At 76.4% G+C, this 13,045-nt stretch carries 11 protein-coding genes; 6 read left to right on the top strand and 5 right to left on the bottom strand.

The annotated features are described in order from the left end of the window. Positions 1–52: 52 nt before the first annotated feature. Positions 53–1,681, bottom strand: coding sequence for an FAD-binding oxidoreductase (locus ACGFZL_RS16390; protein ID WP_393692193.1), 1,629 nt, complete (start codon positions 1,679–1,681; stop codon positions 53–55). Between the two features lie 70 nt (positions 1,682–1,751). Here ACGFZL_RS16390 and ACGFZL_RS16385 point away from each other — a divergent pair, with 70 nt between their 5' ends. Then, positions 1,752–2,369, top strand: a complete 618-nt coding sequence (locus ACGFZL_RS16385; RefSeq protein ID WP_355173570.1) for a TetR/AcrR family transcriptional regulator — start codon at positions 1,752–1,754, stop codon at positions 2,367–2,369. Beyond that, positions 2,366–3,943 carry a glycerol-3-phosphate dehydrogenase/oxidase gene (locus tag ACGFZL_RS16380; protein WP_393692191.1) on the top strand — a complete coding sequence of 526 codons (1,578 nt, stop codon included), beginning with the start codon at positions 2,366–2,368 and terminating at the stop codon, positions 3,941–3,943. The genes ACGFZL_RS16385 and ACGFZL_RS16380 overlap by 4 nt, the downstream gene beginning before the upstream one ends. A 40-nt stretch (positions 3,944–3,983) precedes the next feature. On the opposite strand, the gene ACGFZL_RS16375 is transcribed toward ACGFZL_RS16380, so the two are convergent. Continuing rightward, entirely contained in the window at positions 3,984–4,268 is a 285-nt protein-coding gene (locus ACGFZL_RS16375; protein WP_393692189.1) for a hypothetical protein, read from the bottom strand. Positions 4,269–4,437: 169 nt separating this feature from the next. Between ACGFZL_RS16375 and ACGFZL_RS16370 the strand changes: the two genes are divergently transcribed. After that, positions 4,438–4,803, top strand: a complete 366-nt coding sequence (locus ACGFZL_RS16370) for an STAS domain-containing protein (protein WP_355173564.1) — start codon at positions 4,438–4,440, stop codon at positions 4,801–4,803. A 28-nt stretch (positions 4,804–4,831) separates the two neighbouring features. On the opposite strand, the gene ACGFZL_RS16365 is transcribed toward ACGFZL_RS16370, so the two are convergent. Continuing rightward, positions 4,832–5,218 (bottom strand): ATP-binding protein, encoded by a 387-nt coding sequence (locus ACGFZL_RS16365; RefSeq protein ID WP_393692187.1) that lies wholly within the window; start codon positions 5,216–5,218, stop codon positions 4,832–4,834. A gap of 261 nt (positions 5,219–5,479) precedes the next feature. Here ACGFZL_RS16365 and ACGFZL_RS16360 point away from each other — a divergent pair, with 261 nt between their 5' ends. After that, on the top strand, positions 5,480–8,035 hold the full coding sequence (locus ACGFZL_RS16360; RefSeq protein ID WP_393692185.1) for a SpoIIE family protein phosphatase: 2,556 nt from the start codon (positions 5,480–5,482) through the stop codon (positions 8,033–8,035). A 100-nt stretch (positions 8,036–8,135) separates the two neighbouring features. Next, positions 8,136–10,802, top strand: a complete 2,667-nt coding sequence (locus tag ACGFZL_RS16355; RefSeq protein ID WP_393692183.1) for a SpoIIE family protein phosphatase — start codon at positions 8,136–8,138, stop codon at positions 10,800–10,802. A 71-nt stretch (positions 10,803–10,873) separates the two neighbouring features. Here ACGFZL_RS16355 and ACGFZL_RS16350 read toward each other — a convergent pair whose 3' ends face one another. Continuing rightward, positions 10,874–11,047: a CsbD family protein gene (locus ACGFZL_RS16350; RefSeq protein WP_355173556.1), complete on the bottom strand. Its 174-nt coding sequence runs from the start codon at positions 11,045–11,047 to the stop codon at positions 10,874–10,876. Between the two features lie 156 nt (positions 11,048–11,203). Between ACGFZL_RS16350 and ACGFZL_RS16345 the strand changes: the two genes are divergently transcribed. Then, positions 11,204–11,350, top strand: a complete 147-nt coding sequence (locus ACGFZL_RS16345) for a hypothetical protein (RefSeq protein WP_355173554.1) — start codon at positions 11,204–11,206, stop codon at positions 11,348–11,350. 11 nt (positions 11,351–11,361) lie between these two features. Here the strand turns inward: ACGFZL_RS16345 and ACGFZL_RS16340 are convergent, their stop codons facing one another. Beyond that, positions 11,362–12,927, bottom strand: a complete 1,566-nt coding sequence (locus ACGFZL_RS16340) for an MFS transporter (protein ID WP_393692180.1) — start codon at positions 12,925–12,927, stop codon at positions 11,362–11,364. Positions 12,928–13,045: the final 118 nt, after the last annotated feature.

Below are 13,045 nucleotides of genomic sequence, written 5' to 3'. Positions count from 1 at the left end.
AAGTGCCTCCGGGCTGGGCGGTGGTGCCGGACGATCAGGACGGGAGTCTGCCTCACGGGCGCGGCGGGTCACCGGGCAGGAGGACGCCCGGGTTGAGCACCCCGGCCGGGTCCAGGCGCCGTTTGACGGCGTGCAGTGCTTCGACGCCGAGCGGTCCGACCTCGCGGACGTACCAGTCGCGGTGGTCGGTGCCCACCGCGTGGTGGTGGGTGATGGTGCCGCCCGCGGCGAGGATCGCGTCGCCCGCGGCGTGCTTGGCCCGGGTCCAGTGCGCGACGGGGTCCTCGCCCTGGGCGCTGACGACGGTGAAGTACAGGGAGGCGCCGTTCTCGTAGACGTGCGAGACGTGGCACATGACCAGCGGCGGGGTGCCCGCGTCGGTGAGGGTGGCGGTGAGCGCGTCGCGGACCGCGGTGTACAGGCCGGGCAGGCGGGACCAGAAGGCGGCCGTCTCCAGGGTCTCGGCCAGCGCGCCGGCGTCCAGGAGGGCGTCGCGCAGGTAGGGCGCGGAGTAGCGGCCGTGCTCCCAGCGCTCCCCGGGCTCCTCGCCGGCGAAGGTGCCGCCGGCCTCCCGCAGCACGGCGGCGGCGCCCGCCCGGCGGTGGGCGGTGTCCTCCTCGGTGCCCTCGAAGCCGACGACGGCCAGGCAGCCGGCGGAGGCCCCGGAGCCGTCCGACCCGTCGGAGAGCGAGGCGCCGACGGCGTCGGGCTGGGCGAGGCCGATCAGCGTCTCCGTCTCGTCGGACAGCCGCAGCACCGTGGGACGCGGGCCGTCCTGGGCGAGCCGGCGCAGCGCGGCGGTGCCCTCCGCGAAGGAGGTGAACCGCCAGCCCTCGTAGCGCCGGACCTCGGGCGCGGGACGGATCCGGACGGTGACGGCGGTGATGACGCCGAAGGCGCCCTCCGAGCCCAGCACCAGCTGGCGCAGGTCGGGTCCGGCCGCCGAGCGCGGGGCGCGCCCGGTGTCCAGCGTGCCCTCGGGGGTGGCGAGGGTGAGGCCGAGGACCATCTCGTCGAAGCGGCCGTAGCCGGCGGACGCCTGCCCGCTGGAGCGGGTGGCGGCGAAGCCGCCGATGGTGGCCCACTCGTAGGACTGCGGAAAGTGGCCGAGGGTCCAGCCCTGTTCGGCGAGGAGCGCCTCCGCCTCGGGGGCGCGCAGGCCGGGTTGCAGGGTGGCGGTGCGGGAGACCGGGTCGAGGTCGAGCAGGCGGTTCATGCGCCGCAGGTCCAGGGCGACGAACCCGCCGCGACGGGCGGGGGCGAGGCCGCCGACGACGGACGTGCCGCCGCCGAAGGGGACCGCCGCCAGGCCGTGCGCCGCGCAGGCCACGAGGACGGCCAGCACCTCGTCGTGGCCGTCGGGCAGCACGACGGCGGCGGGGACGTCCGCCGTGTCGCCGGCCCGCATCCGCAGCAGGTCGGGCGTGGACTTGCCGCGGGTGTGCCGGATCCGGCTCTCGGCGTCGGTGCGCAGGGATTCGGCGCGGTCGCCGACGGCGGTGCGCAGCGCCCGGTGCGCGGCCTCGGCCAGGGGCGCGGCGGGGACGTCGAGGTCCGCCAGGCGGACGGCCGGCGTCTCGCGGGGCTTGACGCCGAGCAGGTCGCGCAGCAGCCCGGTGACCGTGTCGGGCAGCGGTGTCGCCCTGGCCGGGTCGCCCCAGCCGTTCCACAGCATGTCCATGGCCTGATCGTCCTCACGGTCGGTGCGGGGGTGCCGTCTCGGCGGCCTCACGGGCGTTACACTGTTACACATGACGCCTAACCGTCACAACAGCCCGGGCCGGCCGGCTCCGGCCGACAACGACGCGGTCCTCGACGCCGTGCGCGACTGCGTCCTGGCCGTCGGGGTGCGCCGCACGACCATGACCGACGTGGCGCGGCGCGCCGGCGTCTCCCGGATGACGCTCTACCGGCGCTGGCCCGACGTGCGCTCCCTGGTCGGCGATCTGATGACCCGGGAGTGGATCGCCGTGGCCACCGGCGCCATCCCGGCGCCCCGGCCGGGCACGGACACCCGGACGCGCATGGTCGAGGGCCTGGTGGCCGGGATCGCGGCGTTCCGCGCGCACCCGCTCTTCCGCAAGATCGTCGACGTCGACCCGGAGCTGCTGCTCCCCTACGTCCTCGACCGGCGCGGCGCCAGTCAGGAGGCCCTCCTCGAACTCCTCGCCGAGGCGCTGGGCGAGGGCCACGCCGACGGGTCGGTGCGCCCGGCGCACCCCGCGCGGCAGGCCCGCTCCGTGCTGCTGGTCGTCCAGTCCTTCGCGCTGTCCCTGCGCACCATGACCGACGAGGACGACGCCGAGCTGACCCCCGCGGCCTTCCTCGCGGAGCTGCGCACCATCCTGGAGAGGACCCTCACGCCATGAGCCCGCACAGCGACCCGGCCGCCGCGGCCTCCGGCGCCTCCCTGTCCGCCGCCCGCCGCTCGCGCGAGCTGGCCGAGGCGGCCGGCGGCGCCGTCGCAGACGTCCTCGTCGTCGGGCTCGGCGCGACCGGCGCGGGCGCCGCCCTGGACGCCGCGGCCCGCGGCCTGAGCGTGGTCGCGGTGGACGCCCACGACCTGGCGTTCGGCACCTCCCGCTGGAGCTCCAAGCTCATCCACGGCGGGCTGCGCTATCTGGCCTCCGCCCAGTTCGACGTCGCCCACGAGAGCGCCGTCGAGCGGGGCGTGCTGATGGAGCGCACGGCCCCGCACCTGGTGCACGCCCAGCCGTTCGTGCTGCCGCTGACCCCGCTGGTCTCCCGCGGGCAGGCCGCCCTGGCCTGGGCGGGGCTCCGGGCCGGCGACACCCTGCGCCTGGCGGCGCGCACGGCCCGGGCCACGCTGCCCGCGCCGCGCCGGCTGTCCGCCGTGGAGGCCCGCCACCTCGCCCCGGCGCTCAGTCCCGAGCGGCTGCGCGGCGGGCTGCTGTCCTGGGACGGCCGGCTCACGGACGACGCCCGCCTGGTGACCGCGCTGGCCCGCACCGCCGCCGCGCGCGGCGCCCGCATACTCACCCGGACCCGGGTCCTGGAGCTGACCGCCGCGGGCGCCCGGATCCGCGACGAACTCACCGGCGAGGAGGGCGAGATCCGCGCCCGGACGGTGATCAACGCCTCCGGGGTGTGGGCCGGCGGGCTGGTGGACGGCATCCGGGTCCGCCCCTCCCGGGGCACCCACCTCGTGCTGCGCGCCGACCGGCTCGGCCCGCTCCCGGCCGGCCTGCACGTGCCGGTACCCGGCGAGACCAACCGCTTCGTGCTGGTGCTGCCGCAGGGCGACGGGCGGGTGTACGTCGGGCTGACCGACGAGCCCGTGGCGGGGGAGATCCCGGACGTGCCCGAGGTGCCGGAGACCGACATCGGCTTCCTGCTCGACGTGCTCGGCTCGGTCCTCGACGCGCCGGTCCAGCGGGGGGACGTGGTGGGCGCCTTCGCGGGGCTGCGCCCGCTGCTGGACACCTCGGGGCCGGCCGGCGGCACGCGCACCGCCGACATCTCCCGGCGGCACGCCGTCCTGACCTCGCCGGACGGCGTGGTCACGGTGGTCGGCGGCAAGCTCACCACCTACCGGCGCATGGCCGAGGACGCCGTGGACGCCGCGCTGGCCGCCCGGCGCCTCGCCGCGGGACCCTCCCCCACCGCCACGCTGCCGCTGGTGGGCGCGGCGGACCCGGCGACGCTGGCCGCGCTGCGGGCGCCGCGCCGGCTGGTGCGGCGGTACGGGACGGAGGCGGCGGCCGTGCACGCCCTGGCGGCGGCCGACCCGCGCCTCGGCGAGCCGGTGCTGCCGGGCCACCCGGTGACCGGGGCGGAGCTGTGGTGGGCGGTGCGCCACGAGGGCGCGCTGGACGAGGCCGATCTGCTCGACCGGCGCACCCGTGTCGGGCTGGTCCCCGAGGACCGGGCCGCGGCGCTGGAGAGCGCCCGCGCCGCGCTCGGGGAGGCCGCGGTCAGGTGAGGCTACCCGGCCGACGCGGCGGTCGGTCGGTGGAGGGGCGTCAGCCGCCCGGCTGCCCCTCCTGGACGGCCTTGCGGACCCTCGCCTCGATCTTGTGCCGGGACTGGCCCTGGCCCTCCTCCCTGACGTACTCGGTCATCGCGCTCTGCGCGTCCCGGTCGAGGTCGCGCCATGCCCGTACGGCGGTCTCGTAGGTACGGGACTGCCGGGCGCTCCAGTGCGCTTGCGTGGGAGGCCCGTACGAGCCGCGCAGCTCCTCGACCCGGTGGTGGGCCTGGTCCGCCGCACGGCGCTTGTGCACGAGCTCGTCGAATGTATGAGCCACACCGGAAGAGCCTAGTCAGCGCGGCGCCGTCCCGCGCGCCGAGCCCGCCCCGCCGACGGGACCCGCCGGGCCGTGGGAGCCCTTCCACCCAAGTGGCTTACACAAGCTCCCCGGAGCCTTAACATCAAGCGACCGAAACGGCCGGGCATATGCGAGAGGTGAGTCGAGCGTGGCGGACATCGAGGGTGCGGCGGTACCGGAGCGGCTGCTGATCACCCGTACCACCACGGGTGAGGGCGTCAGCGTCGTCACCCTCGCCGGCGAGGTCGACCTCGACGGCAGCAGCCAGCTGAGGGACGTGCTGCTGTCCTGCGTGGAGCGGACGCCCGGCACGGTGGTCGACTTCGCCGAGGTGGCCTTCCTGGACTCCAGCGGCATCAATGTGCTCATCTCCGCCCACCAGGCCGCCGAGTCGCGCGGGGTCTGGCTGCGCATCGCCGCACCGCAGTCGTCCGTCGAGCGGGTCCTGCAGCTCGTCGGCGTCGACACGCTCATCGCCTGCCACCCCACCGTGGAGGGCGCCCTGCGCGGCTGAGCCGGCCGGAGGGCTCTGTCGGGGGGCGCTAGAGGAGCGGCAGCAGGGCGGACACCGTCTTGCCCGAGGCGTGCGGCTTGGTGATGACCTCGTCGCACAGCCGGGTCACGATCTCCAGGCCGTGCCGGCCCACCCGCTGCGGGTCGCGGGGCAGGAAGGTGGGGAAGCCGTCGCCGGTGTCGGACACCGCGATCTCCACGCTGTCGCCCTTCAGGGTCAGCTCCAGGCGGCAGGGTCCGGGCGCGTGCCGCAGCGCGTTCGTGACCAGCTCGCTGACCACGAGCCGGGCGGCGTCCGCGAAGGTTCCGGCCGCCTCCACGCCGGCCGCGGCGAGCCGGGCCACGAAGCGCCGGACGACGTCCCGGGAGGCCGGGATCATCGCCGATCCGCCGCTGAACTCCACCACCGTCGACACGACGGAGGCGTCCGCGGCATCGTGTCTGTGCGCCGGCGTCATACAGGGCCTCACCGTCCGGTTCGGGCCGGGTCTCGGGCCCACGGACCCTCACGATACGCATCGATCCGGCCCGCACGGCTCCTTTGCCCCAACTTCCGCCCCGGCCGCGGCCCTTCGGACGGCCGGGCGGACGGCGCGGCCCAGCGGGTGCGGGCGGGGGGTGTGCGGGCGCATTCTTGCTGTGTCGCCCGCGTGGGGCGTACGGACGAGGTGGGGCCGATGACCGCAGGCGCCGAGGACACCGACCGGGGGCCCGGGCGGCCGGCGGCGCTGCTGATCGACGCCTCGGCCGAGGCGATCCGCGCGACCGCCGGCGACGCGGGCGGGGTGTACCTGCGCTCCCCCACGCCCGGACTGCTGCGCCTGTCGGTCCTCGCCGGACTGCCGGGGCCGCTGTTCCGCCCCTGGTGGCGGGTGCACACGGACAGCAGGTCCCCGGCCGCCGACGCCTTCCGCCTCGGGGTGCGGGTCGTGCTGCCGAACGCCACCGAGACCATGGGCCGCTACCCGCAGTTCGCCGCCGCCCTGCCCTTCCCCTTCGGCTCGCTGTACGTGCCGGTGACCGCGGCGGGGCGGACGTTCGGCGTGCTGACCGTGTTGCGTCCGGCCGCCGCCGACGCGGCCGAGGTGATGGCCGGCGTGGACCGCATGGAGCGCACCGCCCGGGAGCTCGGCTGCGCCCTGGCGGACCTGGAGGCGGCCGGTGTCCCGCCGTTCACCTGGGACGAGGAGCCGCTGTGCGTCCGCCCGCCGGCGAGCCGCCGGACCGCTCGCGGCGCGGGCACCTTCTCCTGGGACCCCGCCACCGGTGCCGTCGTCGCCGACGAGCCGCTGCGCGCCCTGCTCGGCGCGCCGGGCGACGGCGGCGGCCCGGCCACCACCGCCGGCCCGCTGGAGGCGTTCACCGCCGCCCTGGCCCCGGAGGACGGCCTGCGGATCGCGGCCGCGCTGCGGCAGACGGCCGCCGGGCGGCCGCCGCCCCTGCCGCTGCACGTGCGGGCCGCGAACGGCTCGCCGCGCCTGGTGGAGCTGTGGCGGCCGGCCGGCGGGCCGCCGGGCGCCGCCCCGGTGCGCGGCGCCGTGCGCGATCCGCTGTCCGGCACCCTGGCCGACGCCGCCGCCGACCTGCTGCCGGACGGCGTGTTCTGCCTGGACCGGCTGGGGATGATCGGCTACGCCAACCCGCGCGCCGCCGAGCTGCTCGGCCGCCCCCGTGCGGGCCTGTCCGGACACTCCCTGTGGGAGGCCGTGCCGTGGCTGGACCAGGCCGCCTACGAGGACCATCTGCGCGGCGCGCTGCTGTCCCACGAGCCGGGTCACTTCCACGTCAGGCGCCCGCCCGACGCGAGCCGCCGGACGGCGCCGCGCGCCTTCGAGGGGGACTGGCTCGCGGTGTCGGTCCATCCCGGCGCGGACATCCTGACCTGCGTCCTCCGGCCGGCCAACCGGATGGCCGACGCCCCGCCCGGGCAGGACCCCGAGGCGCCCGGCGACCCGGTCACGGAGCCGGCGGACCCGGCGCCGGCGGCGGCCTCCATGGCGCCCGTGTACCGCCCCATCGTGCTGGCCGTCGCGCTGACCGAGGCGGTGACCGCCCGGCAGGTGTCGGAGGTGGTGGTGCGCGAGCTGCTGCCCGCCTTCGGCGGACGCCGGCTGGCGATCTACCTGCTCCAGGACCGGCACCTGTACCTGGCCTGGGAGACCGGCTTCCCCTCGGGTTTCCTCGCCCCCTTCGAGGGCGTGGCCCTTGACGCCAAGCTGCCCGGGGTGGAGACGCTCACCAGCGGCCGTCCGCTGTTCTTCGACTCGATGCAGGCGCTCTCCGCCGCCTACCCGGGCATCCCGCTGGACGCCGCGGAGGGCGCCCGCGCCTTCCTGCCGCTGATCGCCTCGGGCCGTCCGGTCGGCTCCTGCATCCTCGGCTTCGACCGCGGCCGGCCCTTCGGCACCGAGGAGCGCGCGGTGCTCACCGCGCTGGCCGGGCTGATCGCCCACGCGCTTGAGAAGGCCCGGCGCTACGAGTCGGAGAGCGCGCTCGCCCGCGGCCTCCAGCAGGTGCTGCTGCCGCGGAGGCTGCCCACCCACCCCCGCCTCGAGACCGCGGGCCGCTACCTGCCGGGCACCCAGGGCATGGACGTCGGCGGCGACTGGTACGACGTGATCGCCTCGGGCGACGGCATGGCCCTGGTCATCGGCGACGTGCAGGGCCACGGGGTGCAGGCGGCGGCCATGATGGGGCAGCTGCGCAGCGCGGTGCGGGCCTTCGCGCTGGGCGACCGGCCGCCGGACGAGGTGCTGAGCGGCACCAACCGGCTGCTCGCCGACCTCGACCCGGGCCTGTTCGCCAGCTGCTGCTACCTCCGCCTCGACCCCGCCACCGGGCACGCCCGCGCGGCCCGGGCAGGCCATCCGCAGCCGCTGGTGCGTCACCCGGACGGCCGCACCGAAATGCTCGACCTGCCCGGCGGGGTGGTGCTCGGCGTGGATCCGGTGGCGGAGTATCCGCTGACGGAGTTCCGGCTGGACGCGGGGGCCGTGCTCGCCCTCTACACGGACGGTCTGGTGGAGCGGCCCGGCTTCGACATCGACGACGGCGTCATGGCGCTGCGGGTGGCGCTGTCCGAGGCGGGGGCACCGGCCGCCCGGCCCGGCGGCCGGTCGCTGGCACGGGTCGCGGACCGGCTCACCGCGACGGCCCGGCACGCCACCGACCGCCCGGACGACATCGCCGTCCTGCTCGCCGTGCGCCGGCCGGGCCCCGGGGAGCCGCCGTGAGGGCGGGCACGGGCCCGGTCCCCGCCCGCCGCTCCGGTACCGGGGGTGCCTCTCGCCTCCGGGGTCCCCGCAGTGTAGACATGGGCTCATGGTCCGACTGATGGGTCGATCGGGAGCGCGGTCACCCCGGCGCCCCGGTGCGGCGCTGCGGTCGGCGCTGACCGGACGCAGCCTCGCCGGACAGGTCTTCCTCCTCAACGTGGCCATCGTGCTGCTGCTCGTGGTGGCGGCGGTGGTGGCGCTGGTGCTCCAGGTGCGGCACGACACCACCATCGAGGCCCGCAACCGCTCGATCGCCGTGGCCGCCTCCTTCGCCGAGTCGCCCGGCATCCGCGAGGCGCTGCGCTCCCCGGACCCGACGGCGGTGCTCCAGCCGCGGGCCGAGGCGGCGCGCAAGGCCACGGGCGTGGACTTCATCGTCGTCATGAACACCGCCGGGGTCCGCTACACCCACCCCAAGCCCGACCGCATCGGCCGCCTGTTCGTGGGGGACCTCGCCCCCGCGCTGGCCGGACGGACCTCCACCGAGGAGATCGAGGGGACCCTGGGGCCGCTGGTGCAGGCCGTCGTCCCGGTCGAGGCGCCCGACGGCACGGTGGTGGGCCTGGTGTCGGCCGGCATCACCACGGCGAACGTCGGCGGCGCCGCCGACCGCCAGCTGCCGCTGGTCCTGGTCGCGGCGGCCGTCGCGCTGCTCCTGGCGACCGCCGGCACCGCGTTGGTCACCCGGCGGCTGCGGCGCCAGACGCACGGGCTCGGCCCGGGCGAGATGACCAGGATGTACGAGCACCACGACGCGGTGCTGCACTCGGTGCGCGAGGGCGTGCTCATCGTCGGCGGCCAGGGCAGGCTGCTGCTCGCCAACGACGAGGGGCGGCGCCTGCTCGACCTGCCCGCCGACGCCGAGGGGTGCCACGTCCGCGACCTCGGTCTGCCCCCGGACACGGCCGAGCTGCTGGTCTCCGGGCGGGCGGCGACGGACGAGGTGCACCGGGTGGCGGACCGGCTGCTCGCGGTCAACCAGCGGGCCACCGACCTGCGGGGCGGTCCGCCGGGCACCGTCGCCACGCTGCGCGACTCCACCGAGCTGCGGGCCCTGTCCGGCCGGGCCGAGACCGCCCGGGAGCGCCTGGACCTGCTGTACGACGCCGGTGTGGCCATCGGCACCGGCCTGGACGTCACCCGGACCGCCGAGGAGCTGGCCGAGGTGGCCGTGCCCCGGTTCGCGGACTACGTCTGCGTGGACCTGTTCGACTCGGTGCTCGGCGGCGGGCGTCCGGAGGAGGTGACGCCGCTGCGCCGCACCGCGCTGCGCGGGGTCACCGAGGACGCGCCGCTGTACCCGGTGGGCCACCGGCTGCGCTTCGTGGCCTCCGCCCCGCAGGGCCGCTCCCTGGAGTCGGGCCGGCCGGTGCTCGCGCCACGCCTCGCCGAGGCCCCCGGCTGGCACGCGCAGGACTTCGAGCGTTCCGCGCAGGTGATGGAGTACGGCATCCACTCGCTGATCACCGTGCCGCTGCGGGCGGGCACCCTGGTGCTCGGGGTGGTCAGCTTCTGGCGCTCCCGGGCGCCGGAGCCGTTCGACGAGGACGAGCTGGCCCTCGCCGAGGAGCTGGTCGCGCGGGCCGCGGTCGCCATCGACAACGCCCGGCGCTACACGCGCGAGCACAGCATGGCGGTGACCCTCCAGCGCAGCCTGCTGCCGCGGCGGCTGCCCGAGCAGAACGCGCTGGAGATCGCCTACCGGTACCTGCCGGCGCAGGCGGGCGTGGGCGGCGACTGGTTCGACGTGCTGCCCCTGTCGGGGGCCCGGGTCGCGCTGGTGGTCGGCGACGTCGTGGGGCACGGGCTGCACGCGGCGGCCACCATGGGGCGGCTGCGCACGGCGGTGCACAACTTCGCCTCCCTCGACCTGCCGCCCGACGAGCTGCTGACGCTGCTCGACGAGCTGGTGGGCCGCATCGACCAGGACGAGGCGGGCGGGGACGGCACCGCGCCGGTCACCGGCGCGACCTGCCTCTACGCCGTCTACGACCCGGTCTCCGGCAGCTGCGCCGTCGCCCGGGCCGGGCATCCCCCGCCGGCCGTGATCGGACCGGAGGGCGGGGTGGAGTTCCCGGAGGTGCCGGCCGGTCCGCCGCTGGGCGTGGGCGGGCTGCCGTTCGAGAAGACGGAGCTGCGGCTGGCCGCGGGCAGCCGCCTGGTGCTGTACACCGACGGCCTGGTGGAGGACCGGGCGCACGACATCGACGTCGGTCTGGAGCGGCTGCGGCAGGCGCTCGCGGCGGCGGGGCCCTCGCCGGAGGAGACCTGCCGGCAGGTGCTGGACGACCGGCAGGCCGACCGGCCCCGGGACGACGTCGCGCTCCTGGTGGCCCGCACCCAGGTGCTCGGTCCCGACCAGGTCGCCGAGTGGCAGGTGCCCTCGGACCCGGCGGCGGTCGGCGAGGTGCGGGCCCGGGTCACCCGGCGGCTGGCCGAGTGGGGCCTGGAGGAGCTGGTGTTCACGACGGAGCTGATCCTGAGCGAGCTGGTCACCAACGCGATCCGGTACGGCGGCGAGACGGTGCACGTGCGGATGCTGCGGGACCGCAGCCTGGTGTGCGAGGTGTTCGACAGCAGCAGCACCTCGCCGCACCTGCGGTACGCGGCGATGACGGACGAGGGCGGGCGCGGCCTGTTCCTGGTGGCGCAGCTCGCCGAGCGGTGGGGCACCCGCTACACGCCGGCCGGCAAGGTCATCTGGGCGGAGCAGCCGCTCGGCTGACGGCCGCGCAGACGCGGCGGGCCGCGGAGCCGGCTCTCACCGGTCTCCGCGGCCCGCCGCGTCGGTTCGCGTCAGTGCTTGAACGCGTCCTTGCCCTTCTCCTTGGCCTGGCGGACGTCGCCCTTGGACTGCTCGGCGCGCCCCTCGGCCGTCATGCGCTCGTTGCCGACCGCGCGGCCGGCCGCCTCCTTGGCCTTGCCCTTGGCCTGCTCCATCTTGGCTTTGGTCTTCTCGTCGCCGGCCACAGTCGCTCACCTCTCGGCAGTCGTACGGTTCGTCCTGGCACTGCGGGTGACCGCCGGCGACGGGTTGAAACCACCGGACCCGGCTCCGGGGTGACCGCGGGGACACCGGGGGTAGACGCACGGCGAAGAGACACCGCGTCGAACCGGAGGAACGTGATGGCCGGAATAGTGAACCGGATCAAGGAGTTCGCCCGCAGCCCGCAGGGGCGTCGCGCGGCGGAGCAGGTGCGCCGCGCCGCGGCCGACCCGCGCCGCCGGGCCCAGGCGCAGGAGATGCTCCGGAAGTTCGGCAAGCGCCGCTGAACGGGGGCCGTTCAGCTCTGACTGGCGTGGGCGTGGCTGTGGGCGGTCTCCGGCGGGCAGCGCCGCTCGTCGTGGCGGTGGTCGCGGCGCCAGTCGAGGACGGCCACGGCGAGCGCGCACACCATGGCGGCGACGCCGGTGCCCACCGACAGGCCGACGGCCCGGTGGTAGTCGTCGCCGCCGGCGTTCAGCACCAGGTAGAACAGCCCGGGCAGCGCGGCGGTGCCCACGGCGCCGCCGAGGCGCTGGCCCGTCTGGAGGGCGCCGCCGGCGGCGCCGGCCATCCGCACCGGCACCTCCCGCAGCGTCATCGTGATGTTGGGCGAGATGACGCAGCCGCTGCCCAGGCCGCCGACGAGCAGCGCGGGGGCCGCGTAGAGGGCGGCCCGGTCGCCGGGGGCCAGCCACAGCACCAGGGCCGTGGTGCCGAGGCCCACCATCACGGCGACCAGGCCCCACACGGTCAGCAGCCGCCCCAGGCGGTCCACCAGGCGTCCGGCCACGGCCGCGGCGACCGCTGAGCCGACGGCGAACGGGGTGACCGCGAGCCCGGAGCGCAGCGGGGAGTAGCCCAGTCCGTTCTGGAAGAAGAGCGCGAATACCAGCCAGACCCCGCTGAAGCCGACGAAGTACAGGGCGCCCAGGCCCGCGCCGGTGGCGTAGCCGCGGGCCTGGGTGAGCAACGCGGGGTCGAGGAGGGGTTCGCCGGCGCGGCGGGCGACCCGGCGCTCCCAGCGCGCGAAGGCGACGAGGAGGGCCGCGCCCACCGGGAAGAGCCACCACACGCGGGCCACCCCGCCGCCCTCGGCGAGCACCAGCGGCAGCATCAGGGCGAGGATCCCGGCGCCGAGCAGCGCGACGCCCACCGGGTCGAGGCGTCCCCGCCCGGCCGGCGCGACCCGGGGCAGGAAGCGCATGCCGAGCAGCAGCGCGACCACGCCGACCGGCACGTTGACGTAGAAGATCCACCGCCAGCCCTGCGGACCCGCCAGGGCCAGGATGAGGCCGCCGACCACCGGTCCGACGGCGCTGGAGACACCCACGGTGGCGCCGAACAGGCCGAAGGCGCGGCCTCGTTCCTCGCCCCGGAAGAGCTGCTGGATCAGGGCTGAGTTCTGCGGGGCGATGCTGCCGGCGGCGACGCCCTGGGCGAGGCGGGCGACGACGAGCAGCACGATGCCGGGTGCGGCGCCCGCGGCGGCGCTGCACAGCACGAAGGCGGCCAGCGCGATCAGGAAGACCCGGCGTCGGCCGAAGGCGTCGCCGACGCGCCCGGCGGTGACCAGGGTGAGGGCGAAGGCCAGGGCGTAGCCGGAGACCACCCACTGGACGGCTGCCGCCGAGGTGTGCAGCTCCTTCTGGAGCGAGGGGAGCGCGACGGCCACGATGGTGACGTCGAGCAGGGTCATGAACCCGGCGACCAGGGTCACCCACAGGGCCCGCCAGCGGTTCGGGTCGGGACCGTCCTCCGGGGTACCGGGCTTCACAGGGGCTCCCTCCGGGCGTGCGGCGCGCTCGCCGCGCCCTCCGCCTGCGTACACCCGCGCCCGGCGGTTCAAACCCCGGGCCCGCCTCATACCTCCACCGGGGTCAGTCATAAGTTCGGCTTATGTGCCCATAGACCGGACCCGCGTACCCACTTAGGCTTGCCTTAGCTTAGGCTTCCCGTCGAGTCGATCTGTCACCGCTCGAAGG

The sequence above is a fragment of the Streptomyces sp. NPDC048182 genome, from assembly GCF_043202555.1.
Classification (GTDB): Bacteria; Actinomycetota; Actinomycetes; order Streptomycetales; family Streptomycetaceae; genus Streptomyces.
Note: the sequence above shows the minus strand (reverse complement) of the source record. Positions and strands in the feature narration are given on the sequence as shown.

Coding starts and splice junctions, on each gene's coding strand:
- ACGFZL_RS16355 (WP_393692183.1), top strand. CDS start 8,136: ATGGGTCGATCGGGAGCGCGGTCACCCCGGCGCCCCGGTGCGGCGCTG.
- ACGFZL_RS16360 (WP_393692185.1), top strand. CDS start 5,480: ATGACCGCAGGCGCCGAGGACACCGACCGGGGGCCCGGGCGGCCGGCG.
- ACGFZL_RS16385 (WP_355173570.1), top strand. CDS start 1,752: ATGACGCCTAACCGTCACAACAGCCCGGGCCGGCCGGCTCCGGCCGAC.
- ACGFZL_RS16390 (WP_393692193.1), bottom strand. CDS start 1,681: ATGGACATGCTGTGGAACGGCTGGGGCGACCCGGCCAGGGCGACACCG.
- ACGFZL_RS16340 (WP_393692180.1), bottom strand. CDS start 12,927: ATGAGGCGGGCCCGGGGTTTGAACCGCCGGGCGCGGGTGTACGCAGGC.
- ACGFZL_RS16345 (WP_355173554.1), top strand. CDS start 11,204: ATGGCCGGAATAGTGAACCGGATCAAGGAGTTCGCCCGCAGCCCGCAG.
- ACGFZL_RS16380 (WP_393692191.1), top strand. CDS start 2,366: ATGAGCCCGCACAGCGACCCGGCCGCCGCGGCCTCCGGCGCCTCCCTG.